23 protein-coding genes are annotated in these 25,361 nt (G+C 74.0%); 17 read left to right on the forward strand and 6 right to left on the reverse strand.

Annotation, left to right across the window (positions count from 1 at the left end; all coding sequences use genetic code 11):
* The first annotated feature begins 296 nt into the window (after window positions 1–296).
* The 15 genes from OOK31_RS26480 to OOK31_RS26550 all read left to right on the forward strand — a co-directional run bounded on the left by OOK31_RS26480 (window position 297) and on the right by OOK31_RS26550 (window position 15,922).
* The gene (locus OOK31_RS26480) at window positions 297–2,051 is read left to right on the forward strand and encodes a hydrogenase maturation protein (protein WP_267089850.1); all 1,755 of its coding nucleotides are present in this window, start codon (window positions 297–299) and stop codon (window positions 2,049–2,051) included.
* 86 nt (window positions 2,052–2,137) lie between these two features.
* Window positions 2,138–3,193 carry a hydrogenase expression protein HypE gene (locus OOK31_RS26485; protein WP_267089851.1) on the forward strand — a complete coding sequence of 352 codons (1,056 nt, stop codon included), beginning with the start codon at window positions 2,138–2,140 and terminating at the stop codon, window positions 3,191–3,193.
* A gap of 76 nt (window positions 3,194–3,269) precedes the next feature.
* Window positions 3,270–5,054: a nickel-dependent hydrogenase large subunit gene (locus OOK31_RS26490; RefSeq protein ID WP_267089852.1), complete on the forward strand. Its 1,785-nt coding sequence runs from the start codon at window positions 3,270–3,272 to the stop codon at window positions 5,052–5,054.
* The gene (locus OOK31_RS26495) at window positions 5,051–5,584 is read left to right on the forward strand and encodes a hypothetical protein (protein ID WP_267089853.1); all 534 of its coding nucleotides are present in this window, start codon (window positions 5,051–5,053) and stop codon (window positions 5,582–5,584) included. Before OOK31_RS26490 ends, OOK31_RS26495 begins: the two co-directional genes overlap by 4 nt.
* Window positions 5,581–6,246 (forward strand): DUF5947 family protein, encoded by a 666-nt coding sequence (locus OOK31_RS26500; protein WP_267089854.1) that lies wholly within the window; start codon window positions 5,581–5,583, stop codon window positions 6,244–6,246. The genes OOK31_RS26495 and OOK31_RS26500 overlap by 4 nt, the downstream gene beginning before the upstream one ends.
* Entirely contained in the window at window positions 6,243–6,953 is a 711-nt protein-coding gene (locus OOK31_RS26505; protein WP_267089855.1) for a DUF6084 family protein, read from the forward strand. The genes OOK31_RS26500 and OOK31_RS26505 overlap by 4 nt, the downstream gene beginning before the upstream one ends.
* Window positions 6,950–8,374 carry a hypothetical protein gene (locus tag OOK31_RS26510; protein WP_267089856.1) on the forward strand — a complete coding sequence of 475 codons (1,425 nt, stop codon included), beginning with the start codon at window positions 6,950–6,952 and terminating at the stop codon, window positions 8,372–8,374. The genes OOK31_RS26505 and OOK31_RS26510 overlap by 4 nt, the downstream gene beginning before the upstream one ends.
* The gene (locus OOK31_RS26515; protein WP_267089857.1) at window positions 8,371–8,910 is read left to right on the forward strand and encodes a hydrogenase maturation protease; all 540 of its coding nucleotides are present in this window, start codon (window positions 8,371–8,373) and stop codon (window positions 8,908–8,910) included. Before OOK31_RS26510 ends, OOK31_RS26515 begins: the two co-directional genes overlap by 4 nt.
* A gap of 214 nt (window positions 8,911–9,124) precedes the next feature.
* Complete coding sequence (locus OOK31_RS26520; protein WP_267089858.1) at window positions 9,125–9,529, forward strand: hydrogenase maturation nickel metallochaperone HypA; 405 nt, start codon at window positions 9,125–9,127, stop codon at window positions 9,527–9,529.
* Between the two features lie 3 nt (window positions 9,530–9,532).
* Window positions 9,533–10,354 carry a hydrogenase nickel incorporation protein HypB gene (hypB, locus tag OOK31_RS26525; protein ID WP_267089859.1) on the forward strand — a complete coding sequence of 274 codons (822 nt, stop codon included), beginning with the start codon at window positions 9,533–9,535 and terminating at the stop codon, window positions 10,352–10,354.
* Complete coding sequence (hypF, locus tag OOK31_RS26530; RefSeq protein WP_267089860.1) at window positions 10,354–12,741, forward strand: carbamoyltransferase HypF; 2,388 nt, start codon at window positions 10,354–10,356, stop codon at window positions 12,739–12,741. The genes hypB and hypF overlap by 1 nt, the downstream gene beginning before the upstream one ends.
* Window positions 12,710–13,063, forward strand: a complete 354-nt coding sequence (locus OOK31_RS26535; protein ID WP_267089861.1) for a HypC/HybG/HupF family hydrogenase formation chaperone — start codon at window positions 12,710–12,712, stop codon at window positions 13,061–13,063. The genes hypF and OOK31_RS26535 overlap by 32 nt, the downstream gene beginning before the upstream one ends.
* Window positions 13,060–14,193, forward strand: coding sequence for a hydrogenase formation protein HypD (hypD, locus tag OOK31_RS26540; RefSeq protein WP_267089862.1), 1,134 nt, complete (start codon window positions 13,060–13,062; stop codon window positions 14,191–14,193). Before OOK31_RS26535 ends, hypD begins: the two co-directional genes overlap by 4 nt.
* A 46-nt stretch (window positions 14,194–14,239) precedes the next feature.
* On the forward strand, window positions 14,240–15,313 hold the full coding sequence (gene hypE, locus OOK31_RS26545) for a hydrogenase expression/formation protein HypE (RefSeq protein WP_323188255.1): 1,074 nt from the start codon (window positions 14,240–14,242) through the stop codon (window positions 15,311–15,313).
* 153 nt (window positions 15,314–15,466) lie between these two features.
* Window positions 15,467–15,922 carry a GNAT family N-acetyltransferase gene (locus OOK31_RS26550; protein WP_267089863.1) on the forward strand — a complete coding sequence of 152 codons (456 nt, stop codon included), beginning with the start codon at window positions 15,467–15,469 and terminating at the stop codon, window positions 15,920–15,922.
* Window positions 15,923–15,943: 21 nt separating this feature from the next.
* Here the strand turns inward: OOK31_RS26550 and OOK31_RS26555 are convergent, their stop codons facing one another.
* Both OOK31_RS26555 and OOK31_RS26560 read right to left on the reverse strand, forming a co-directional pair.
* Complete coding sequence (locus tag OOK31_RS26555; protein ID WP_267089864.1) at window positions 15,944–16,207, reverse strand: hypothetical protein; 264 nt, start codon at window positions 16,205–16,207, stop codon at window positions 15,944–15,946.
* A gap of 236 nt (window positions 16,208–16,443) precedes the next feature.
* Window positions 16,444–17,550 (reverse strand): hypothetical protein, encoded by a 1,107-nt coding sequence (locus OOK31_RS26560; protein ID WP_267089865.1) that lies wholly within the window; start codon window positions 17,548–17,550, stop codon window positions 16,444–16,446.
* 287 nt (window positions 17,551–17,837) lie between these two features.
* Here OOK31_RS26560 and OOK31_RS26565 point away from each other — a divergent pair, with 287 nt between their 5' ends.
* Both OOK31_RS26565 and OOK31_RS26570 read left to right on the forward strand, forming a co-directional pair.
* Window positions 17,838–19,898, forward strand: coding sequence for a discoidin domain-containing protein (locus OOK31_RS26565; RefSeq protein WP_267089866.1), 2,061 nt, complete (start codon window positions 17,838–17,840; stop codon window positions 19,896–19,898).
* Between the two features lie 89 nt (window positions 19,899–19,987).
* On the forward strand, window positions 19,988–20,581 hold the full coding sequence (locus tag OOK31_RS26570; RefSeq protein WP_267089867.1) for a TetR/AcrR family transcriptional regulator: 594 nt from the start codon (window positions 19,988–19,990) through the stop codon (window positions 20,579–20,581).
* A 9-nt stretch (window positions 20,582–20,590) separates the two neighbouring features.
* On the opposite strand, the gene OOK31_RS26575 is transcribed toward OOK31_RS26570, so the two are convergent.
* From OOK31_RS26575 to OOK31_RS26590, 4 genes are all read right to left on the reverse strand, one after another.
* The gene (locus tag OOK31_RS26575; protein WP_267089868.1) at window positions 20,591–21,991 is read right to left on the reverse strand and encodes an NADP-dependent succinic semialdehyde dehydrogenase; all 1,401 of its coding nucleotides are present in this window, start codon (window positions 21,989–21,991) and stop codon (window positions 20,591–20,593) included.
* A gap of 86 nt (window positions 21,992–22,077) precedes the next feature.
* Window positions 22,078–23,571, reverse strand: coding sequence for an ABC transporter ATP-binding protein (locus tag OOK31_RS26580; protein WP_267089869.1), 1,494 nt, complete (start codon window positions 23,569–23,571; stop codon window positions 22,078–22,080).
* A complete protein-coding gene (locus OOK31_RS26585; protein ID WP_267090022.1) occupies window positions 23,568–24,359 on the reverse strand; it encodes an ABC transporter permease in 792 nt (263 codons plus the stop codon). The genes OOK31_RS26580 and OOK31_RS26585 overlap by 4 nt, the downstream gene beginning before the upstream one ends.
* Window positions 24,360–24,433: 74 nt before the next feature.
* A complete protein-coding gene (locus OOK31_RS26590) occupies window positions 24,434–25,324 on the reverse strand; it encodes an ABC transporter permease (RefSeq protein ID WP_267090023.1) in 891 nt (296 codons plus the stop codon).
* Window positions 25,325–25,361: the final 37 nt, after the last annotated feature.

Genomic DNA, 25,361 nt, shown 5'->3' on the forward strand with positions numbered 1-25,361 from the left:
CAGATCCCGTGCACCAGCAGTACGTCCGTCACGGCCCCCCGCCCCTCCACCGGTCCCCTCCCGGCTCCGTAGGGCCTGTACCCCCGCGCCCGCGCACGCACTCCGGTGCGGGCGGGTCCGGGCTGCGGCCGAGCGGACGTCAGGGAGGGCGCTTTCGAGTGACACCGCAGCACCGCTTCGGGCGTGGTGGCGGCCGGATGGCCGACGATCTCAGGCGGCCGGTCATGCTCCGGTCACGAGCTGCCGATCAGGCCGGCACCGCACCGTCGTGGCGCCGGCCGCCGCTGGGAGATCACGTGTACGTCCTGCTCGTCGCGAGCGCCTTCAACAGCCTCACGCAGCGAGTCCACGCCGAGCTGCGCGACCACGGCCACCGCGTCGCCGTCGAACTCGCCCTGCCCGGAGCCGACCTGGCCGGCGCGGTCGCCCGGCACGATCCCGACCTCGTCGTCGCCCCGATGCTGACGACGGCGCTCCCCGAGGAGATCTGGGCCGCCCGGACCTGCCTGATCGTCCATCCGGGGCCGGTCGGCGACCGGGGGCCCTCCTCCCTCGACCGGGCCGTCCAGGAGCAGGTGACCCGCTGGGGCGTCACCGTCCTCCAGGCGGGCGCGGAGATGGACGCCGGGGACGTGTGGGCGTCCGCCGAGTGCCCGGTGCCGCCCGTGGGCAAGAGCGACCTGTACCGGGGGGAGATCGCCGACGCGGCCCTGGAGGCGGTGCTGCTGGCCGTCGAACGCTTCGCGTCGGGGGCGTACGTCCCGCTCCCCCAGGACCCGTCGGCCGCCCGGACCCGGCCCTACCTGCGCCAGGAGGCCCGCCGCATCGACTGGGAGGCCGACTCCACCGAGCGGGTCCTGCGCACGCTGCGCGCCGCCGACTCCCGGCCGGGCGTGCTGGACGAGCTGCTGGGCTCCGAGTGGTTCCTGCACGGCGGGCACCCGGAGCACCGGCTGCGGGGCCGTCCCGGCGAGCTGCTGGCCACCCGGGCGGGAGCGGTGTGCCGGGCCACGGCCGACGGCGCCGTGTGGATCCCGGAGCTGCGGGCCCGCCGCACCCCCGGGGAGCCCGCCCCCGTCAAACTGCCCGCCACCGTCGCGCTCGGCGCCCGGCTGCCGGTGCTGCGGGAGCACCCGGCGCCGCCGCGCACCGGGATGCACGGCCGCACCTGGTCCGACATCCGCTACCGGGAGGAGGGCCAGGCCGGATTCCTGTCCTTCGCGTTCCCCGGCGGGGCCATGAGCACCGCGCAGTGCCGGCGGCTGCTGGACGCCTACCGGGCCGCCTGCGCCCGCCCCACCTCGGTGCTGGTCCTCGGCGGCGACCGGGACTTCTTCTCCAACGGCATCCACCTGGGGGTCATCGAGGCCGCCGCCGATCCGGCGCAGGAGTCCTGGGCCAACATCAACGCCGTCGACGACCTCGTCGAGGCCGTGCTGACCACCACCGACCGGCTCGTCGTCGCCGCCCTCGGCGGCAACGCGGCCGCCGGAGGGGCCATGCTGGCCCTCGCCGCCGACGAGGTGTGGTGCCGTTCGGGCGTGGTGCTGAACCCGCACTACCGGCTGATGGGGCTGCACGGCTCCGAGTACTGGACGTACACGCTGCCGCGCCGGGTGGGAGCCGCGGCGGCCGAGCGCCTGACCCGGGAGGCGCTGCCGCTGAGCGCCGCCGCCGCGCAGGGGCTCGGGCTGGTCGACCGTACGGTGCCCTGCTCGCCGCAGGCCTTCGCGGGCGAGACGGCCCGCCTCGCGGCGCACCTGGCCGCGCTGCCCGCCGCGCAGTCCCGGATCGCGCGGAAGAAGGCCCTGCGCGAGCGCGACGAGGCCGTCCGGCCGCTGGCCTCCTACCGGGAGGCGGAGCTGGCCCTGATGCGGGAGACCTTCTTCGACCCCGCGGCCCCCTACCACGCGCTGCGCCGGGCCTTCGTGCGCAAGGAGCCCGCGGCGGCCACCCCGGCCCACCTCTCGCGCCCCGTCCCGGACCGGTACGCCCCCGGCGTCACCGGACTGGCCGCACATGACGGAGCACCCGGGGCCGCGGGCTGTTAGCAAGAAAGGTGAGGCCCGCGCGGCCCGCACCGCCGGGCACCGCGCCCCGTAGAGCTTCCCGAACCCCTCCCCAAGGAGGCATCCGCATGGATGCAGCACCTTCCGCACCGGCCGAGGACCCCCCGATCCACATTCTCTGGATCAACGCGGGGCTGAGCTGCGACGGCGACTCCGTCTCCCTGACGGCGGCCATGCAGCCGTCCATCGAGGAGATCGTGACGGGCGTCCTGCCCGGCCTGCCCAAGATCGCCGTGCACTGGCCGCTGATCGACTTCGAATGCGGTCCGGTGGGCGGCGCGGACACGTTCATCGAGTGGTTCTTCAAGGGCGAGCGGGGCGAGATCGACCCGTTCGTGCTGGTCGTCGAGGGCTCGGTGCCCAACGAGGCGATCAAGCCGGAGGGGTACTGGTGCGGTTTCGGCGACGATCCGGCGACCGGCCAGCCCATCACCACCAGCGAGTGGATCGACCGGCTGGCGCCCAAGGCCCTCGCCGTGGTGGCGATCGGCACCTGCGCCACGTACGGCGGCATCCACGCCATGGAGGGCAACCCGACGGGCGCCATGGGGGTGCCCGACTACCTGGGCTGGGACTGGAAGTCCAAGGCCGGCATCCCCATCGTGTGCGTGCCGGGCTGTCCGATCCAGCCCGACAACTTCTCGGAGACCCTGACCTACCTGCTGTACCAGGCGGCCGGCTCCGCGCCGATGATCCCGCTCGACGACAAGCTGCGGCCGACCTGGCTGTTCGGCGCCACCGTCCACGAGGGCTGCGACCGGGCCGGCTATTACGAGCAGGGCCAGTTCGCCTCGACCTACGACTCGCCCAAGTGCCTGGTCAAGCTGGGCTGCTGGGGTCCCGTCGTCAAGTGCAACGTCCCCAAGCGTGGCTGGATGAACGGCATCGGCGGCTGTCCGAACGTCGGCGGCATCTGCATCGCCTGCACGATGCCGGGCTTCCCCGACAAGTTCATGCCGTTCATGGACGAGCCGCCCGGCGCCAAGGTCTCCGCGACCGCCAGCGCCGCCTACGGGAAGGTCATCCGCAAGCTCCGCGCGGTCACCGCGCACACCGTGGACCAGGAGCCGCACTGGCGGCAGACCGGCGCGAAGCTGACCACGGGCTACCGCCCGCCCTGGTGACCGGCCCCGGACCCCGACCGCACAGCACCCCCGCACGCTCCGAGATCAGCACCGAAGAAGGGTCACGGCAGACACGATGACACCGAACACGAAGGCGGCCGGGGACGGCAGCGGCCTGGTGGAGATGGCCTGGGATCCGATCACCCGGATCGTGGGCAGCCTCGGCATCCACACGAAGATCGACTTCAAGCAGAAGCGGGTCGCGGAGTGCTACAGCACCTCGTCGGTCTTCCGCGGGTACAGCGTCTTCATGCGCGGCAAGGACCCCCGCGACGCGCACTTCATCACCAGCCGCATCTGCGGGATCTGCGGTGACAACCACGCCACCTGTTCCGTGTACGCGCAGAACATGGCCTACGGGGTGAAGCCGCCCCACCTCGCCGAGTGGATCATCAACCTGGGCGAGTCGGCGGAGTACATGTTCGACCACAACATCTTCCAGGAGAACCTGGTCGGGGTCGACTACTGCGAGAAGATGGTCCGCGAGACCAACCCGGGCGTCCTGGAGAAGGCGGAACGCACCCCCGCCCCGCACGCCGGCGAGCACGGCTTCAAGACCATCGCCGACATCATGCGCTCCCTCAACCCCATCGAGGGCGAGTTCTACCGCGAGGCCCTCCAGGTCAGCCGCTACACGCGCGAGATGTTCTGCCTGATGGAGGGCCGCCACGTGCACCCCTCCACGCTCTACCCGGGCGGCGTGGGCACCATCGCCTCCGTGCAGCTGTTCACGGACTACATGAGCCGCCTCATGCGGTACTGCGAGTTCATGAAGCGGGTGGTCCCGCTGCACGACGACCTGTTCGACTTCTTCTACGAGGCCCTGCCCGGGTACGAGGAGGTCGGCCGGCGGCGCGTCCTGCTGGGCTGCTGGGGCGCCCTCAACGACCCCGAGTACTGCGACTTCACCTACGCCAACATGACCGACTGGGGACGGAAGATGTTCGTCACCCCGGGCGTGGTGGTGGACGGCAAGCTGGTCACCAACGACCTCACCGAGATCAACCTCGGCATCCGGATCCTGCTGGGCAGCTCGTACTACGACGACTGGGAGGGCCGCGAGCAGTTCGTCACGCACGACCCGCTCGGCAATCCGGTCGACCCGCGCCACCCGTGGAACCAGCACACGATCCCGGCCCCGCAGAAGCGGAACTTCGACGACAAGTACAGCTGGGTCATGTCCCCGCGCTGGTTCGACGGCAAGGACCACCTCGCGCTCGACACCGGCGGCGGCCCCATCGCCCGCCTGTGGTCCACGGCCCTGTCGGGGCTGGTGCAGACCGACTACGTGCAGGCCACCGGGCACAGCGTGGTCATCACCCTGCCGCGCACCATGACCAAGCCCGAGACCCGCTTCGAGTGGAAGATCCCGAAGTGGAGCAACGCCCTGGAGCGCAACCGCGCCCGGACGTACTTCCAGGCGTACGCCGCCGCGATCGCGCTGCACTGCGCCGAGAAGGGCCTCGCCGAGGTGCGCGCCGGACGCACGCAGACCTGGGAGAAGTTCGAGGTGCCGGACGAGGGTCTGGGCGTCGGCTTCACCGAGGCCGTGCGCGGGGTGCTCTCGCACCACATGGTGATCCGCGACGGGAAGATCGCCAACTACCACCCCTACCCGCCGACCCCCTGGAACGCCAGCACCCGCGACACCTTCGGCACACCGGGACCGTACGAGGACGCTGTGCAGAACACCCCGATCTTCGAGGAGAACTCCCCGGAGAACTTCAAGGGCATCGACATCATGCGGGCCGTGCGCAGCTTCGACCCCTGTCTGCCCTGCGGGGTCCACATGTACGTGGGCGGCGGGAAGACGGTCAAGACCATGCACGTCCCGACCGGGCTGAGCGGACTGGGCGGATGAGCGCCGCCCTGGACGCCCGGCAGGCGGGCGCACGCGTGGACGAGGTCCTCGACGGACTGGCCTCCTCGGGGGACCGCGCGGCGTGCGCGGCGGCCGAGGAACTGGTGCGCGTCCTCATGGACTTCTACGGGGCCGGGCTGGCCCGGATCGTGGAGCGGCTCGGCGCGCAAGCGCTCGCCCCGGTCCTGGACGACGACCTCGTGGCGAGCCTGCTCTCGCTGCACGACCTGCACCCGGAGGACGTGCGCACCCGGATCGGGCGCGCGCTCGGCTCCGCCGGGGACCCGGTGGAGCTGCTCGGCTTCGACGAGGCCACCGGGGTGCTGCGGGTACGCCCCCGGGCGGCCGCGGCGGCCTCAGGCTGCGGCTGCGGTTCGTCCTCCGACGACGCCGCCGGGCAGACGCTGGAGGACGCCCTGGCCTGCTTCGCCCCCGAGGTGACGGCGGTGGAGGCGGAGCCCGCCCCGGCCCCGCCGCCGCCCCTGCTCCAGATCTCCACCCGCCCGCAGAGCCCCGTGCGGGTGCCGTGAAGGGGCCCGGCATCCAGGACGCCGGCGTACGCGGCCCCGGGCCGCGCGGGCTGCGCCGGTTCGCGGGGCCGCGGCCGCCCCGGGCCGAGGTGTGCGAGCTGTGCGGGGTGGTGGTCGCCGAGGACGGCCACCGCCACCTGGTCGAGACCGAGAAGCGGACGCTGTCCTGCGCCTGTACCGCCTGCGCCCTGCTGTTCGACCGGCCGGGCGCCGCGACGGGGCGGTTCCGCGCCGTCCCCGACCGCTACCTGGCCGACCCCGGCCACCGGCTCGACGACGGCGCCTGGGAGCTGCTCCAGATCCCGGTCGGCGTGGCGTTCTTCTTCCGCAACGCCGCGCTCGACCGGCTGGTCGCCCTCTATCCCAGCCCGGCGGGCGCCACCGAGAGCGAGCTCGACCCGGAGCTGTGGCAGCGGGTGCTCGGCGCGGGCCGGCTGTCCGCGCTCCTCGAACCCGACGTGGAGGCGCTGCTGCTGCGCCGCTCCGAGGGCCGCACCAGCTGCCATCTGGTGCCGATCGACATCTGCTACGAACTGGTGGGGCGGATGCGGATGCTGTGGCAGGGCTTCGACGGCGGCAGTGAGGCCCGGGCCGCGCTGGACGCCTTCTTCGCGAGGGTCGAGCGGCGCGCGCGGGTCCTGGAGCAGGGGCCGGTGTCATGACCGGAGCCACCGATCTGGCCTTCTCCTGCACCGGGGTGCGCGCCGACCCGTACGCCGCCGGCCCCACCCTCGTCTTCCGGCTGCGCATCACGGCCGGGGCGGGGGTACGGGTGCACGCCCTGGCGCTGCGCTGCCAGCTGCGCATCGAGCCCGCCCGGCGGAGCTACTCCGCGGCCGAGGCGGACGGGCTGGCCGATCTGTTCGGGGAGCGCTCCCGCTGGGGCAGCACCCTCCTGCCGGTGCAGTTCGCGCAGGTGGCGGTGATGGTGCCGAGCTTCACCGGGGAGACGGAGACCGATCTGGTCGTCCCCTGCACCTACGACATGGACATCGCGGCCACCCGCTACTTCAACGCCCTGGAGGAGGGTGAGGCGCCGTTGCTCATGCTGTTCTCGGGCACGGCCTTCACCGGGGACGGCGGGTTCCGGGTCGAGCCGGTGCCCTGGGACCGTGAGGCCTCGTACCGGATGCCGGCGGCGGTGTGGCGGGAGATGGTCGAACAGCACTTCCCGGGCTGCGGCTGGCTGCGGCTGCCGCGCGACCTGATGACGGAGCTGCTCGCCTTCCGCTCCCGGCACGCGCTCGCCTCCTGGGAGGCGACGGTACGGGCCCTGCTCGACGGGGCCGCCCCCGGCCCGCCGCCCCCGCCGCCCGCGCCGCGCCTGGGCGCCGTACTGCCGCGCGTCACCGAGAGGACGGCTCCGTGACCGCCACGACCGAGCGGGACTCCCGCTTCGACACCGCCCGGCAGGTGGCGGACGCCGTCCTCTTCGAGGGGTACGTGCTGTACCCGTACCGGGCCTCGGCGGCCAAGAACCGGCTGCGCTGGCAGTTCGGCGTCCTGGTACCGCCCGCCTGGGCCCCCGCGCACGGGGAGCACTCCTTCCAGCGGACCGAGGTCCTGATGGAACCCCGGGGCGAGGCTGCCCTCTTCCTGGAGCTGCGCTTCCTGCACGCCCGGCGCCGCACCGTGCAGCGCCTGCGCGAGGACGGCGGCTACGAGGAGGTCCCCGAACTGCGCCTGCCCGACCGGATCCTGGTCCCCTGGGACGAGGGCGCCGAGGAACGGGTGGAGCTGTCCGTCCCGGTGGCCGCGCTGGCCGGGGACGGGGCCGTGCTCCCCTTCGTCCGCCCGGCCGGGGAGGACACCGAACCGGTACGGGACGCCGAGGGCCGCACCGTGGGCCGGCTCGTGCGGCGCACGGAACGGGCCGAGGGCCTCGTACGGGTCTCGGCCACCGAACTCGACGGCCCCTACCGGGTGATGAGGCTCACCGCGGTGGTGGAGAACACCAGCGACTGGACCCCGCACGGCACCGACGCCGGACGGGAGGCGGCACTGCCGAGCTCGCTGGTCGCCGCGCACCTCCTGCTGGGGCTGAGCGCCGGGTCGTTCCTGTCGATGACCGACCCGCCCGAGTGGGCCAAGGGCGCGGTCGCCGCCTGCGAGAACCGGCACACCTGGCCCGTGCTGGCGGGCGGACCCGGCCGCGCGGACGTGGTCCTGTCCTCCCCGATCATCCTGGAGGACCACCCGCAGATCGCCCCCGAGAGCGCGGGGGCCATGTACGACGCCCTGGAGATCGACGAGATCCTCGCCCTGCGCACCGCGACCCTCACCGACGAGGAGAAGCGGGAGGCGCGCGGGACGGACGCCCGGGCGGCCGCCGTGATCGAGCTCGCCGAGACCATGCCGCCGGAGGTGCTGGAGCGGCTGCACGGAGCGGTGCGCGGCCTGCGGGAGATCACCGGCCCGGACGCCTTCGACGGGCCGCCCGCGCTGACTGAACTCCCCGACGGGGAGGCCGTGTTCCGGCCCGACACCCCCTGGTGGGACCCGGCGGGCGCGGACCCCGCCGGCCCGCCCCCGGACCGGATCCCGGTCGACGGGGTCATGGTGGGCGCCGGCAGCCGGGTGCTGCTGCGCCCCGGCCTGCGGCGCACCGACGCCCAGGACCTGTTCCTCCAGGGCCGCGCCGCCCTGGTGGAGGCGGTACTGCACGACGTGGACGGCGGGGTGCACCTTGCCGTCACCGTGGAAGGCGACCCGGGCGCCGACATCCGCCGGGAGCAGGGCCGGTTCCTGTACTTCCAGCCCGACGAGGTCACCCCCCTGGAGGGCGCGTGAGCGGCAGGATCCTGGTCGCCGGCATCGGCAACGTCTTCCTCGGCGACGACGGCTTCGGCGTCGAGGCGGTGGGCGCGCTGTCCGCGCACCGGCTGCCCGGCCACGTGGAGGTGGTGGACTTCGGGGTGCGCGGGGTCCACCTCGCCTACCAGCTCCTCGACGGCTACGACACCCTCGTCCTGGTCGACGCCACCGCGCGCGGCGGTGAGCCCGGCACGCTGTACCTGATCGACGTCGGGGAGGCGGGCCCCGCGGCCCCCGGCGGAGCCGTCCTGGACGGCCACCACATGTCCCCCGACGCGGTCCTCGCCCTGCTGGGCACCCTGTGCGCGGGCACCGGTTCCACCCCGCCCCGGCGCACCCTGGTCGTGGGCTGCGAGCCCGCCCGCGTCGAGGAGGGCATCGGCCTGAGCTCCCCCGTGGCCGCCGCGGTGCCGGAGGCGGTCCGGATGCTCCTGGACCTGCTGGCCGCGGACCCCGCGGCACCTGCCGACGCCGAAGAACCGACCCGCCGTGAACTGAGGAGAACCCCATGAAGAAGGCCGTCATCGGCGGAGCCGCCGCCCTGCTCCTGGCCGCGCTGCTGCGGCAGATCCTCCCCGACCTCCAGCGCTACCTGCGCATGAACCGCATGTGAGTCCGCTGCCGCCCCGGCGCCCGAATGGCGTACGGGGCGTGCGGCGCGTCGGCGTGGCCGACCGCGCGGGCTGCGTCCTGCCGCTGTAATGAGCCCCGGCAGGACGGAGTCCGATGCACGAGATGTCGATCGCCATGGCCGTCGTGGGCCAGGTGGAAGAAGCGGCCCGGGCCGGCGGGGCGCACGCGGTGGACCGCGTGGTGCTCCAGGTCGGCGAGCTGGCGGGGGTGGTCCCGGACGCGCTCGCCTTCTGCTTCGAACTCGCCTGCGGCGGAACGGTGCTGGAGGGGGCCCGGCTCGTCACCGAGGCCGTCTCGGCCCGCGCCCGCTGCGGCGCCTGCACGGGCGAATGGCCCGTCGGCATGCCCCCCGACCTGTGCTGCCCGGACTGCGGGCGGGCCACGGACGTCGAGCTGCTCTGTGGCCGTGAGCTGCGGATCCTCAGCGTCAGCTGGGACGACGGCAGCCCCGGAACCGGACCCGCCCGCACCCGCGAACCCATCCCCGAGGAGGCCTGAACCATGTGCCGAGTGGTCGATCTGCGGCAGGCGGTACTCGCGAAGAACGACACGGCGGCGCAGACCCTGCGCGCCGGACTCACCGCGCGGGGAACCGCGGTGGTCAACCTGCTGTCCAGTCCGGGCAGCGGGAAGACGGCCCTGCTGGAGTGCGAACTGCTCCTGGCCAAGGAGCGCGGGGTGCCGGTGGCCGCCCTCACCGCGGACCTCGCGACCGAGAACGACGCGGTGCGGCTGGCGCGTTCGGGCGTACCGGTCAAGCAGGTCCTCACCGACGGGCTCTGCCACCTGGAGGCCCACATGCTGGGCCGGCACCTGGAGGGCTGGCTGCCCGGGGACACCCGGCTGCTGTTCGTGGAGAACGTGGGCAACCTCGTCTGCCCGGCCTCGTACGACCTCGGGGAGTCCCTGCGGGTGGTGCTGGCCTCGGTCACCGAGGGCGAGGACAAGCCGCTGAAGTACCCGACCGCCTTCGGGCTCGCGCAGCTGGTGGTGGTGACCAAGACGGACATCGCCGCGGCGGTGGAGTTCGACGAGGCCGCCTTCCGCGCGAACGTCCAGCGGGTCAATCCGGGGGTGGAGGTGGTCCTGACCTCGGCGCGCACCGGTGACGGGGTCGGCGTCCTGCTCGAACGGGCCCTGGCCGTGGGGGCGGGCGCAACCCCGCACACCCCGGTCATGGCGCGCGAGCCGCAGCCCGTACACGGCCACGGCCACGGCGAGATGCACGACCACGACCACGGAGACGGGCAGGACCACGGCCACGTGCACCTGGACGCACCGGATCCCGAGGGGACCCCGCGGCCCGTGGCGCAGACCCGCTGATGGAGGCCGTGCAGCGCCGCCGGGTCACCGTCCGGGGCGTGGTGCAGGGCGTCGGCTTCCGCCCGTACGTGTACACCCGCGCGACCGGACTCGGCCTCGCCGGGCACGTCACCAACACCTCCGAGGGCGTCGTCGCCGAGGTGGAGGGCGCCCCGGCCGCGGTGCTCGCCTTCTGCGAGCGGCTCGCGGCGGACGCTCCCCCGCTGGCCGTGGTGGACGCCGTCGACCACTGCGAGGTCCCCCTCGCGGGCGGGGCGGGCTTCACCATCGTCGCCTCGCGCGGCGGCGGCCCGGCCCGCACCCTGGTCTCCCCCGACGTGGCCACCTGCGCCGACTGCCTCGCCGAACTGGCGGACCCGGCGGACCGGCGCCACCGCCACCCCTTCATCACGTGCACGCACTGCGGGCCCCGCTTCACGATCGTCACCGGGCTGCCCTACGACCGGGCCCACACCACCATGGCCCGCTTCCCGATGTGCCCCGACTGCGCCCGCGAGTACGCGGACCCCGCCGACCGGCGCTTCCACGCCCAGCCCGTCGCCTGCCCGGCCTGCGGGCCGCGACTGAGGCTGCTCACGGGCCGGCCGCCGCGCGAGGTGACGGGCGCCGACCCGCTCGCCGAGGCCCGCCGGCTGCTGGCCGCCGGGGCGGTCCTCGCGGTGAAGGGGCTCGGCGGCTACCACCTGGCCTGCGACGCCTCGAACCCCGCTGCGGTGGACGGGCTGCGGCGCCGCAAGGGGCGCGGGGACAAGCCGTTCGCCCTGATGGCCCGGGACCTCGCCGACGTCGAACGCCTCGCGTACGTCGGCCCCGAGGAGCGGGAGCTGCTCACCGGCGCGGTCCGGCCGATCGTGCTGCTGCGCCGCCGCCCGGGCCCGGGCCCGGGTCTGGCCGACGGGGTCGCCCCGGGCAGTCCCGACCTCGGCGTGATGCTCCCGTACACGCCCGTCCACCACCTGCTGCTCGGCGCCCTGCCCGGCGACCCGCAGGGGCCGCGCCTGCTGGTGATGACCAGCGGGAACCTCTCGGGCGAGCCCATCGTCACCGATGACGCCGAGGCCCTGGAGCGGCTCGGCGGCCTCGCCGACGCCTGGCTCACGCACGACCGCCCCATCCACGTGCCCTGCGACGACTCCGTCGTGCGCGTCTGCGACCGCGAGCCGCTGACACTGCGGCGCGCCCGCGGCTACGCGCCCCTGCCGCTCGCCCTGCCCGTGCCGGTGCCCGCCGCCCTCGCCGTCGGCGGGGACCTCAAGAACACCTTCTGCCTCGGCGAGGGGCGCCGCGCCTGGCTGTCCGCCCACATCGGCGACATGGACGACCTGGCCACCCAGTACGCCTTCGCGCGCGCCGAACGGCAGCTGGAATCCGTCACCGGGGTCACGCCCGTGCTGTTCGCCGCCGACCGGCACCCTGGCTACCGCTCCGGCCGCTGGGCCCGCGAGCACGCGGGGGCGCGCCCGTTGACGGGTGTGCAGCACCACCACGCGCACGTGGCCTCCGCGATGGCGGAGCACGGGCTGGACGGCGCCCGCCCGGTGATCGGCGTCGCCTTCGACGGCACCGGTTACGGGGACGACGGGGCGGTGTGGGGAGGGGAGTTCCTGCTCGCCGACTACGCCGGGTACACCCGCTTCGCGCACCTCGCCTACGTCCCGCTGCCGGGCGGCGACGCGGCCGTGCGCCGCCCGTACCGGACGGCCCTGTCCCAGCTGCGGACCGCGGGCCTGCCCTGGAGCCCGGACCTGCCCTGCGTGGCGGCCTGCCCGCCCGGGGAGCTTCGGGTGCTGGAGACCCAGTTGGAGCGCGGGCTGAACTGCGTCCCCACCTCCAGCATGGGCCGGCTCTTCGACGCCGTGTCCTCCCTGGCGGGGATCTGCCAGCACGTCGGGTACGAGGCCCAGGCGGCGATCGAGCTGGAGGGCGCCGCCCTGGGGGCGCCCGGCGGGGGCCCCGGATACGCCTTCGGCCTGCGCGTCCCCGCGGCGGGCGACGGGAGTCCGGTCCTCGCGGATCCGGGGCCCGTCCTGGCCGCGGTGGTGGCCGACGTACGGGCCAGGGCGGCCCCCTCGGTGATCGCCGCCCGCTTCCACACGGCGGTGGCGGACCTCGTCGTCGGACTGTGCTCCCTGGCCCGCGAACGGCACGGCCCGGACACGGTCGCCCTGACCGGCGGGGTCTTCGCCAACACGCTGCTCTCCGCGGCCTGCGCCCGCGGGCTGCGCGGGCGCGGCTTCACCGTGCTCCGGCACCACCGGGTGCCGCCGGGCGACGGCGGACTGGCGCTCGGCCAGCTCATGGTGGCGGCGGCCGCCGCCGCACGCCTCACCGACCCACCACAGCGAGGAGAAGCCCATGTGCCTGGCGGTACCCGGCAGAGTGCTTGAGATCGGGGAGAGGGACGGCACCCGCATGGCCACCGTCGACTTCGGCGGCGTCCAGAAGGAGGTGTGCCTGGAGTACCTGCCGGACCTCCAGGTCGGCGAGTACGCCATCGTCCACGTGGGTTTCGCCCTCCAGCGCCTGGACGAGGAGTCGGCCCGCCAGACCCTCGAACTCTTCGCGCAGCTCGGCATGCTCCAGGAGGAGTTCGGCGATCCGTGGGAGCAGGCCGCCCAGGCAGCGGGCGGCGACTGGCCGTTCGGCGACGAACCGGCCGGGGAGGCGCCCGAGGGCGGCGCCCGGCCGGAGGAAGAGGTGGCGCGGTGAAGTACATCGACGAGTTCCAGGACCCGGAGCTGGCCCGCCGGCTCCTCGACGACATCCATTCCACGGTGACCAGGCCCTGGGCGCTGATGGAGGTGTGCGGCGGCCAGACCCACACGATCATCCGGCACGGGATCGACCAGCTCCTCCCGGACCTGGTGGAGTTGATCCACGGGCCCGGCTGTCCGGTGTGCGTGACCCCGCTGGAGGTCATCGACAAGGCCCTGGAGATCGCCTCCCGCCCCGAGGTGATCTTCTGCTCCTTCGGGGACATGCTCCGGGTCCCCGGTACCGGCCGCGACCTGTTCCAGGTGCGCAGCGAGGGCGGCGACGTACGGGTGGTGTACTCGCCGCTCGACGCCCTGCGGATCGCGCAGCAGAACCCGGGGCGCGAGGTGGTGTTCTTCGGCATCGGCTTCGAGACGACGGCCCCGCCGAACGCCATGACGGTGTACCAGGCGAAGAAGCTGCGCATCCCCAACTTCAGCCTGCTGGTGTCCCACGTGCGGGTCCCCCCGGCGATCGAGGCGATCATGCAGTCGCCGAGCTGCCGGGTGCAGGGCTTCCTGGCGGCCGGGCACGTGTGCAGCGTGATGGGCATGGGCGAGTACCCGGAGCTGGCCGCCCGCCACCGGGTGCCGATCGTGGTGACGGGTTTCGAGCCGCTGGACATCCTGGAGGGCGTACGGCGGACCGTGCACCAGCTGGAGCGCGGCGAGCACACCGTCGACAACGCCTACGCGCGCGCCGTCCGCCCGGAGGGCAACCCGGCGGCGCTGGCGATGCTGGAGGACGTCTTCGAGGTCACCGACCGGGCCTGGCGGGGCATCGGCGTCATCCCCGGCAGCGGCTGGCGGCTCGCGGAGCGCTACCGGGAGTTCGACGCCGAGCACCGTTTCTCGGTCACCGGGATCACCACCCGCGAACCGGAGGCCTGCCGCAGCGGCGAGGTGCTCCAGGGGCTGCTGAAGCCGCACCAGTGCGAGGCCTTCGGCACCCTGTGCACCCCGCGCAACCCGCTCGGCGCCACGATGGTCTCCAGCGAGGGCGCCTGCGCCGCGTACTACCTCTACCGGCGGCTGGACCTCCAGGCCGCGCCGAGCACCTCGCGGGAGGCGAGCCCCGTTGCCTGACACCACGCGGCCCGACATCACGCGGCCCGACACCACACAGCCCGGGATCGCGCCGCCCCGGGCGGCGGCCGTCCTCGACGTCACCGGCTGGACCTGCCCGGCTCCGCTGCGCGACCGCCCCCGGGTGGTGATGGGCCACGGCGGCGGGGGCGCGCTCTCCGCCGAGCTGGTCCAGCACCTGTTCGCCCCGGCCTTCGGCGGCGAGGTGCTCGCCCAGCTCGGCGACTCGGCCGCGGTGACGCTGGGCGGCGCGCGGCTGGCCTTCTCCACCGACTCCTACGTGGTGCGGCCGCTGTTCTTCCCGGGCGGCTCCATCGGTGACCTCGCCGTCAACGGCACCGTCAACGACCTGGCCATGAGCGGGGCCGTCCCGGCCTACCTGTCCTGCGGGTTCATCCTGGAGGAGGGCGTGGAGGTGTCCACGGTGGCGCGGATCGCCGGGGCGATGGGCGCCGCCGCGCGGACCGCCGGGGTGGAGGTGGCGACCGGAGACACCAAGGTGGTGGAGTCGGGCCACGGGGACGGCGTGTACATCAACACCTCGGGCATCGGTCTGATCCCCGAGGGGGTGGACCTGCGCCCACAGCGGGTGGTCCCGGGCGACGTGGTCATCGTCAGCGGGGAGATCGGGCTGCACGGGGTGGCCATCATGAGCGTCCGGGAGGGCCTGGAGTTCGGCGTGGACATCGAGAGCGACTGCGCGGCCCTGGGGGGCCTCGTACGGAGCATGCTCGCCGTCACCCCGGACCTGCACGTGCTGCGCGACCCGACGCGGGGCGGACTGGCGGCCTCCCTCAACGAGATCGCCGCCGCCTCCGGGACGGGTGTCGTCCTCCACGAGGGGCGGGTCCCGGTCCCGGAGGCCGTCGCGAACGCCTGCGCGATCCTCGGACTGGACCCGCTGTACGTGGCCAACGAGGGCAAGCTCGTCGCGTTCGTCCCGCGCGAGCACGCCGAGGCGGTCCTCGACGCCATGCGCGCGCATCCGCTGGGCCGGCGGGCCGCGGTGATCGGCGAGGCCGTCGAGGCCCATCCGGGCCTGGTGGTGGCCCGTACCGGTCTGGGCGGCACCCGCGTCGTCGACCTGCCGATCGGCGAGCAGCTCCCGCGCATCTGCTGACGCGCTCCCGGGGCCGCCGGGCCGCCGTCACCTGTCCACGGTGGCGGACCGGCGGCCGGCGCTTCGACACGGTGGCACGGGTGCCCCGGCCCGCGCCTGGAGCATGATCGGAAGATCGATCCGCTCGTCGAGCAGCACACCGGAGGTCCCCTCATGTCCGACATCCAGGTCCGCCCCGCCCGGCCCGGGGACTTCGCGCAGTGGCGCGTCCTCTACCAGGGCTACGCCGACTTCTACCGGGTGGAGCAGACCGAGGAGGCCGCCGCGACGGTCTGGGCCTGGGTGAACGACCCCGCGCACGAGGTCGGCGCCCTCGTCGCCGAGGACGCGGCGGGCCGGCTGCTCGGCCTGGCCCACTACCGGCCCTTCGCCCGGCCGCTCTCGGCCACCGTCGGCTGCTTCCTCGACGACCTGTTCGTCGCGCCGGAGCACCGCGGCTCGGGCGCCGCCGACCTGCTGCTCGGCGCCCTGCGCGAGCTCGCCGCGGAGCGGGGCTGGAGCGTGGTCCGGTGGATCACCGCCGACGACAACCACCGGGCGCGGTCGAAGTACGACCAGGTGGCGCAGCGCACCATGTGGGTCACCTACGACATGACCCCCGGCCGCTGACCCCTGCCTGACCGGCCCGCGTCAGGCCACCGCCTCGTCGCAGGCGGGGCAGACCCGGCTCGCGTGTTCCAGCGGGTACCAGGGGAAGCCGGGCTGCCCGTCGGGGGTCCACGAGGCCGTGTCCATGGCGAAGGTGTCCTTGCCGCAGAAAGTCCGCGGGCCCCGTGCGGAGGTGCTGCCCGGGGCGGCGGGCGCGGCGTGCACCCGCAGGACGGTGCCCTCCGCGCCGTGCGACGCCACCCCGGGCGGCCGGTCGACCTCGTACACCACGACGATCGCGCTCATACCTCGACGATAGGCCGCCCGGACGGAGCGGGCGAGCATCGGCCACCTGCGGCGATTCGCCCTAGGGCCTGTCGTCAAACTCGCGTCGTCGCCCGGAGGGCGGCCCCGCGGCGTCTGGTGCGTGCTCTCGGCGTGTCGGGCGGAAGCCCGCGTACTGGACGTACTCGGGCTTTCGCCCGGTGCGGCGAGAGCGCGTGCCAGACGCCGCGGGGCAGACGGGAGTTCGACGACAGGCCCTAGGCCACCAGGTCCTCGTCGCCCGGCATGAAGGCGCGCAGCCCGGCGAGGGTGATCTGCTTCTCCTCCAGCAGGGCGCGGGCCGTCGGGGCGTCCTCGGGGCCGCCGCGCCACCAGCGGTGCGTCCAGCGGATCCGGGTGGCGCGCGTGCGCGCGTCCTCGGGGTCCGTCACCGCGAAGCGCTCCAGCTCGGGCCAGGGCAGCCGGGCCGCGAGCCGGGCGAGGCGCGCGGCGGTGGCCTCCACCTCCGCCGGGTCGACGCCCGTGTTCCCCCGGGCGCAGGCGAGCAGCCGGCCGCCGTCGACGAACCACGGGTGGGCGGTGTCGGAGAGGGCGTCCTCGCGGACGGCGGGGAGGGACAGCAGGAAGTCGGCGAACTCCCGCTGTTCCGCCCGCCGTTCGAGGACGTCCTCGCCCTCCAGGAGGGTCTGCGCGATCCCGCGCCGGCCGTCCCAGGCGTACGCGGAGGACACGTAGGGCAGGGACACGGGCAGCGCCACCGACCATACGGTGACGTAGTCCTTGGCCACCTCCAGCGCCACGGGCGGCTTCATCATGCGGATCAGGCCGTCGAGGTCGTCGTGGTGGACGAGTTCGAGGTCGAAGACGGTGACGTCGAAGCCCTCGCGGCGCATCCGCACCACCCCCTCGGCCACCAGGGTGCTGGCGTGCCGGGCGAGGCCTACCAACCGCTCCAGGTGCGGGAACTCCGCGATCCGCTCGCGGGCCGTGGCGCCGCCCTCCCACTCGGCGCGGTCCTCGGGGACGTGCTGCTCGATCCGGCCGAAGCCGAGGGCGGACTCGGCGCAGGTCTCCTGGTAGGTGAAGCCCCGGTCGCGGGCGTACTGCTCGCGGCGTTCGAGGAGTTCGGCGTGGGCCAGGACGGCTTCGGCCCGCTCCACCTCCAGGGCGCGCAGCTGCTCCTTGCGCGAGACGAAGCCCCAGGCGCCGATCGCGGCGAGGACGGCGAGGAGCGCGATGCCGGCGGCGGACGGGCCGAGGAGGAGCAGGCAGCCGACCAGGAGGGCGAACACCAGCGCGGTCACCACGTTCAGCAGCAGCCGGTCGGTCCTGAGCGGATGGTCGGGCAGGGGGTAGCGGTGCATGGGCGTTGCCTTTCGGACGCGTGGCCGGTTGCGGGCAGGTTAGGAGGGCGCCGCGTCCACAAGGCCCTTTCCGGCCATGCTCCGATCATCATCCGATCCGATCGCGGTTCCGGCCCGGCGGTCCGGCGGTCCGGCCGCCCGATGAACCGACGGCCCATCAGGTCATCCGTCCCGGACTCTTGACTCCGATCGCGCCAGTCGCGATTCTCGACGCACCGTTTGTGCGGGGCATGACAATTCATGCCTGGATTCGACCGCGCCCCCACCGCCGACCGAAGACACGAGTGATGACCTTGACCCCACACCCCCGCCGCCGGCCAGCCGCGGTCGCCGCGCTGCTCCTCGCGGTGATGGCGATCCTCCTCGGGCCCGTCCCCAGCTCCTCCGCCGACGACGCCGGCTGGTGGAACCCGACGGCCCGCCCCGCCCCCGACTCCCAGATCAACGTCACCGGCGAACCCTTCAAGGGCACCGACGCCCAGGGCCGGGTGCGCGGCTTCGTCGACGCGCACGACCACCTGATGTCCAACGAGGGCTTCGGCGGCCGGCTGATCTGCGGCAAGCCGTTCTCCGAACTCGGCGTGGCCGACGCCCTCAAGGACTGCCCGGAGCACTACCCGGACGGCACCCTCGCGGTCTTCGACTTCATCACCAAGGGCGGCGACGGCAAGCACGACCCCGACGGCTGGCCCACCTTCAAGGACTGGCCCGCCCACGACTCGCTGACCCACCAGCAGAACTACTACGCCTGGGTCGAGCGCGCCTGGCGCGGCGGGCAGCGCGTCCTCGTCAACGACCTCGTCACCAACGGGGTGATCTGCTCGGTCTACTTCTTCAAGGACCGCGGCTGCGACGAGATGACCGCCATCCGCCTGGAGGCCCAGAAGACCTACGACATGCAGGCCTTCGTCGACAAGATGTACGGCGGCCCCGGCAAGGGCTGGTTCAGGATCGTCACCGACTCCGCCCAGGCCCGCGAGGTGATCAAGCAGGGCAAGCTGGCGGTGGTCCTCGGCGTGGAGACCTCCGAACCCTTCGGCTGCAAGCAGATCCTGGACGTCGCGCAGTGCTCCAAGGCGGATATCGACCGGGGCCTGGACGAGCTGCACCGGCTCGGCGTGCGCAGTATGTTCCTCTGCCACAAGTTCGACAACGCCCTGTGCGGGGTGCGCTTCGACGAGGGCGCCCTCGGCACCGCCATCAACGTGGGCCAGTTCCTGTCCACCGGCACCTTCTGGCAGACCGAGAAGTGCACGGGCCCCCAGAAGGACCACCCGATCGGCCTCGCGGCGGCCCCGTCCGCCCAGAAGGAGCTCCCGGCGGGGGTCGCCGTGCCCTCCTACGCCGCCGACGCCCAGTGCAACACCCGCGGCCTCACCGACCTCGGCGAGTACGCCGTGCGCGGGATGATGAAGCGCAAGATGATGCTGGAAGTCGACCACATGAGCGTCAAGGCCGCCGGCCGGGCCTTCGACCTCCTGGAGTCCGAGTCGTACCCGGGCGTGATCTCCTCGCACAGCTGGATGGACCTCGGCTGGACCGAGCGGCTCTACAAGCTCGGCGGGTTCGCCGCCCAGTACATGGGCGGGGCCGAGGGCTTCAGCGCGGAGGCCCGGCGCACGGACGCGCTGCGCGACAAGTACAACGTGGGCTACGGCTACGGCACCGACATGAACGGCGTCGGCGGCTGGCCCGGCCCGCGCGGCGCCGACACCCCGAACCCGGTGCGCTACCCCTTCCGCAGCACCGACGGCGGCTCCGTCATCGACAAGCAGACCACCGGGCAGCGCACCTGGGACCTCAACACCGACGGTGCCTCCCACTACGGTCTGGTGCCCGACTGGATCGAGGACATCCGGCTCGTAGGCGGCCAGGACGTGGTCGACGACCTCTTCAAGGGCGCCGAGTCCTACCTCGGCACCTGGGGCGCGTCCGAGCGGCACAAGGCGGGCGTGAACCTCGCCGCCGGAGCGCCCTCCTCGGCCAGCTCCGCCGAGTGGAACCCCTTCACCAGCTACGCGCCCGGCCGGGCCGTGGACGGCGACAGGGGCACCCGCTGGGCCAGCGACTGGAGCGACGACCAGTGGCTCCAGGTGGACCTGGGGTCCCCGAGCCTGGTCGGCCGGGTCACCCTCGACTGGGAGCGGGCGTACGGGAAGTCGTACCGCGTCGAGCTCTCGGACGACGGGACGAACTGGCGGACGGCCTGGTCCACCACCACCGGTGACGGCGGCCTGGACACGGTCCGCTTCGCCGGGACCACGGCCCGCCACGTACGGATCCACGGGCTCGGCCGCGGCACCCAGTGGGGGTACTCCCTCCACGAGGTCGGCGTCTACAGCGGCTGACCGCATCCCTGGCCCCGCCCGCCGGACCGGTCCCACCCGGTCCGGCGGGCGGGGCACCGCCCGATCCGCACCCCGTACGAAGGGACCCCATGGCACGGATGCCGTCGGCCGAGCGGCGCCGGCAGCTGACCGAGGCGGCGATCCGCGCGATGACCCGCGACGGGGTCTCCCGCACCACGACCCGCTCCATCGCCGCCGAGGCGGGGGTGTCGCTGAGCGTCTTCCACTACTGCTTCGACTCCAAGCAGGCCCTCCTCGAATCCGTCATCGAGGCGATCACCGCGCACTACATCACGGTGGTCAGGGAGGCGATCCGGCCGAAACCCACCCTGCGCGAGACCGTCCGCGCCGGGTTCCAGGCGTACTGGGACCACGTCGGCGCCCAGCCCGGCGAGCACATGCTCACCTACGAGCTCACCCAGTACGCCCTGCGCCAGCCCGGCTTCGAGCACCTCGCCCGCCGGCAGTACGAGCTGTACTGCGCGACGTACGAGGAGCTCATCGGGCAGCTGCGCGACACGATGGACCTCGAACTGCGCGTGCCGGTACCGGTACTGGCCCGCTACCTGGCGGCCATGACCGACGGGCTGACCCTGAACGTCCTGGTGCTCGGCGACGAGTCGGCCACCGCCGGCCTCCTGGACCTGGTCACCGAGCACGTCCTCGGCCTCGTGGACGGCTGATCACACCTCTCAGGCCGGGTCCGCCGCCTGCCAGACGGTGGTGATGTTGCAGAACTCGCGGATGCCGTGCCCGGACAGCTCCCGCCCGTACCCCGAGCGCTTGACCCCGCCGAAGGGCAGCGCGGGGTGCGAGGCGGTCATGCCGTTGACGAAGACGCCGCCGGCCTGGAGTTCGCGCACGAAGTGCTCCAGGTCGCCCTCGTCACGGGTCCAGACGTTGGAACTGAGCCCGAAGGGCGTGTGGTTGGCGCGTTCCACGGCCTCCTCCAGGCTGCCCACCCGGTACAGGGTGGCGACCGGCCCGAAGGTCTCCTCCAGGTCGATCCGCATGGCCGGGGTGACATCGGCCAGGACCGTCGGCTCGTAGAAGTACCCGTCCTCCAGCCCCGGCGGGCGCCGGCCCCCGCACAGCACGGTGGCGCCGCGGCGCACGGCGTCGTCGACCAGCTCCTCGACGTCGGTGCGGCCGCTCTCGGTGGCCAGCGGGCCCACGTCGGTGCCGGGGAGCATCGGGTCGCCCACGGTCAGCGCGGTCATGCCCTCGGTGAAGAGCCGGGCGAACTCGTCGTAGACCTCGGTGTGGACGATGAACCGCTTCGCGGCGATGCAGGACTGGCCGTTGTTCTGCACCCGGGCCGTGACGGCGGTGCGGGCCGCGCGGGCGACGTCGGCCGAGGGCATCACGACGTAGGGGTCGCTGCCGCCGAGTTCCAGGACGGTCTTCTTGATCTCGTCCCCGGCGACGGAGGCCACCGCGCGCCCGGCCGGTTCGCTGCCGGTGAGGGTCGCGGCCGACACGCGCGGGTCGCGCAGCACCGCCTCGACGGCGCCGGAGCCGATGAGCAGGGTCTGGAAGCAGCCGGGCGGGAATCCGGCGCGGGCGAAGAGCTCGCCGAGGTAGAGGGCCGTCTGGGGGACGTTCGAGGAGTGCTTGAGCAGGCCCACGTTGCCGGCCATGAGCGCGGGCGCGGCGAAGCGGACCACCTGCCAGAGCGGGAAGTTCCAGGGCATGACGGCCAGGACCACCCCGATGGGCCGGTAGAGCACCCGGACGGCGGAGGCCCCGGCGTCGCGGACGTCGGCCTCGGCGGGCCGTTCGTCGGCGAGGAGGGCCTCGGCGTGGGCCGCGTACCAGCGCATGGCCTTGACGCACTTGGCGGCCTCGGCGCGGGCCGCCGCCAGGGGCTTGCCCATCTCGATGGTCATGATCCGGGCGATGTCCTCGGCCTCCGCCTCCAGGAGGTCGGCGGCGCGCAGCAGGAGCGCGGCCCGTTCGGGGAAGCCGGTGCGCCGGTAGGAGACGGCCGTCCGGGCGGCCTCCGCCAGGCACTGTTCGATGCCCTCGGCGTCGAGGGCGTCGAAGGTTTGCAGTGTCCGGCCTGTCGTGGGGTTGACGGTGGCGATGGGCATGGTCCGACCTTCCTGCGAGGGAGCCGCCCCACCGACCCTGCCCGCCCGCCCCGGCCCCCGCAACGCGAGGGCCGGGGCGGGCGGGTCTACGGGAGCAGGGTCGCGGTCGGGCCGTGGGCGGTCAGGCGGCCGTCCTCCAGGAGGTGCACCGAGTCCGTGTGGGCGGCGACCAGGTGCAGCTCGTGGCTGACGAGGGCGACGGTCATCCGGCGTTCGGCGCGCAGCCGTCCGAGGAGTTCCATGACGGCCGCCGCCGTGTCCGGGTCGAGGGCGGAGGTGATCTCGTCGCACAGCAGGACGTCCGGGCCGGTGGCGAGGGCGCGGGCGATGGAGACCCGCTGGCGCTGGCCGCCGGAGAGCTCGCCGGGGTACCGGCCGGCGAACTCGGCGGGGAGTTCGACCTGTTCGAGGAGTTCGGCGATCCGCGCGGTCCTACGGGGACCCTTGAGCCCCGTGTGCAGCCGCAGCGGCCTCGCCAGGGCCGCGCCCACGGTGCGGGCCGGGTTCAGGGCGTCCAGCGGATTCTGCGGGACGAGCTGGACCCGCCGCAGGTGCTCCCGCGAGCGCTTGCGGGCGGTGGCCGCGAGGGGGCTGCCGCCCAGGCTGAGGGTGCCGGAGTCGGCGGGGTGGAGTCCGGCCAGCACCCGGAGCAGGGTGGTCTTGCCCGAGCCGGAGGGGCCGACGATGCCGGTGGCGGAGCCGGTCGCGGCGGTGAAGTCCACGGCGTCGAGGGCCTGGTGGCGGCCGCCGCGGTGGCGGTAAGCGACGCTGACGGCGTGCGCGGCGATCCCCCCGATCCCCCTGGACTCCCCGGCGGGCGGCGGCGGCCCGGGGGTGCGCCGCGCCGGGGGGTCGGCCCGGCGCGGCGGTGCGCCCTCCAGGCGGACCACGTCGTCGGCGCAGGCTTCGACGAGTTCGGGGTCGTGGCAGGCCATCACGACGGCCAGGCCGCGGCGCGCGGCCAGGTCGCGGAGCAGCTCGGCGATCTCGTCGCGGAGGGCACCGTCCAGTCCGGCGGTGGGTTCGTCGAGGAGGAGGATCTCGGGGGTGCGGGCCAGGGCCCGGGCCAGGGCCACGCGGCGCTGCTGGCCGCCGGATATCGCGGTGGGGCGCCGGTCGGGCAGGCCGTCGTCGACCGGGAGGCGGCACTCGCGCAGGAGCCCGAGCACGGCTTCGTCGCTCGGGTCGGTGGCGGTCTCGGCGACGATGCCGCGGATCCTCATCCGGGGGTTGAGGGCGGATCCGGGATCCTGGCCCACGTAGGCGATGCGGGTGCGGCGCAGGAGGCGCAGATCCGCGGGCCCGAGGTCGCCCGGGCTGCGGCCCAGGACGTCGAGGGTTCCGGCGGTGACGGCCGCCCCGTCGGGGAGGTGGCCGATCAGTGCGCGGAGCAGGGTGGTCTTGCCGGAGCCGGAGGGGCCGGTGAGGGCGGTGATCCGTCCGGCGCGGACGGTCAGTGAGGCCGGGTGCAGCAGTACCGGGCCGTCGGGGATGCGGATCTCGAGACCGGTGGCCGTGGCCACGGGGGTGGCCGTGGCCGGGGTGGCCCGGTGGTCCGTGGCGGGTGCGGTGTCGCTCACGAGGTGGTCACCGCCTTGGGTGCGGAGCGGGAGGCGAGGGAGGCGGAGGCCAGGTTGAAGCTGATCGCCAGGACGGCGATGGCCAGGCTGGGGGCGAGTACGGCCCAGGGGTTGAGGAGGATGCCCGGGGCGTTCTCGCGGATCATCAGCGCCCAGTCGGCTGCCGGGGGCCGGGGGCCGATCTGGAGGAATCCGGCCATGGAGATGACGTAGACGGCTTCGACGAAGCGGAGCCCGAACAGGGCGAGGACGGTGGCCCGCAGGTTCGGCAGCAGTTCGCGCAGGGCGATGTAGGCGGTCCGCTCGCCCCGGGCGGCGGCGGCTTCCACGTAGCCGGCCGATGCCAGCGGGGCGGCCGCGGAGGCCACGATGCGGACGGCGTACGGGGAGCCGAGGACGACGGCCGCAGGGACGACGGCCCAGCGCCCGCCGCCGGGCCAGGCCAGGGCGATGAGCATGATCCCCAGTACGGGCGGCAGCAGGATGAAGACGTCGGCCGTGCGCTCGATGGCGCGGCCGAGCGCGGGGCGCAGGACAGCGGCGCAGCCGACCACGGTGGCGAGGGCGGTGACGACGACGGCGATGAGCAGGGCGCCCGCGATCAGCGCGGTGCCGCCGTGGAGCAGCCGGCTCAGCACGTCCCGGCCGAGCTGGTCGCCGCCGAGCAGGGCCCCGTCGCCGGCGGCCGCGTAGGGCGCGGTGACGGGGGTGTCGAGGGGGTGTGCGGCGAGCCACGGGCCGGTCAGGGCCAGCAGGACGAGGAGCAGGCCGGGGGCGACGCGGAGCAGGGTCCCGGAACGCGTCCGGGCCCGGGCGCGGGTTGCGTGGGGGGCCGTGTCGGGAAGGGACGTTCCGGCGGCGCTCACTGGCGTCCTCCCAGGGTACGGGCGCGGATCAGGTCGGCGGCCAGGAGGACGAGGCTGATGGCGGCGCCGGCGCAGACGACCACTCCGGCGACGAGGGGGGTGTCGCGGCTGCTGACGGCGGCGGCCATGACGGAGCCGATGCCGGGGTAGTTGAAGAGGGTTTCCACGACGACGGCGCCGCCGAGCAGCATGCCGGTGGAGGTGGCGATACCGGTGGCGATGGCCGGTATCGCCCCGGGCAGGGCGTGGCGCAGCACGACCCGGTGGGCGGGCAGCCCGTCGAGGTGGGCGGCTTCGACGTGGGGGGTGCGGGCCTGGTCGGCGAGGGCGCCGCGGACTATGCGGGTGTTCCATCCGGTCTGCGGGACGACCAGGGCCAGGACCGGCATGATCAGCATGGTCCGGTCGGCGAGTGAGCCGTCGGCGCCGGTGAGGGTGACGGCCGGGAGCCAGCCGGTCCACAGGGACAGTATGAGGAGCAGTCCGACCGAGACGACGAACTCCGGTACGGCGAACGCCGCGGTGGAGGTGTGGCCGATGATCCGGTCGGTGAGCCGGCCGGGGCGGGTCGCGGCCCAGCAGCCCAGGGCGAGGGAGGCGACGACGGTGAGGGCGAAGGCGGTCCCGCCGAGGACGAGGGTGTGGGGGAGGGGGTCGGCGAGGAGGTCGGTGACCTTCTGACCGCGCGCGCTGGTGCCGAGGTCGCCGGTGGGCAGCGCGGTCATCCAGTCGGCGAAGCGTTCCCAGACGGGGCGGTCGAGGCCGAGCAGGTGGCGGCGTGCGGCGACGTCGGCGGCGCTGTCGCCGCGTTCGGAGCTGGCGTTCGCGGCGTCTCCGGGGAGCAGCTCGACGGCGGCGAACACGGCGGCGAGCAGGACGACGAGCATGAGGGCCCGGCGGGCGACGGCGGCCGCGAGGCGCGGG

The sequence above is a fragment of the Streptomyces sp. NBC_00249 genome (assembly GCF_026342355.1).
Taxonomy (GTDB): domain Bacteria; phylum Actinomycetota; class Actinomycetes; order Streptomycetales; family Streptomycetaceae; genus Streptomyces.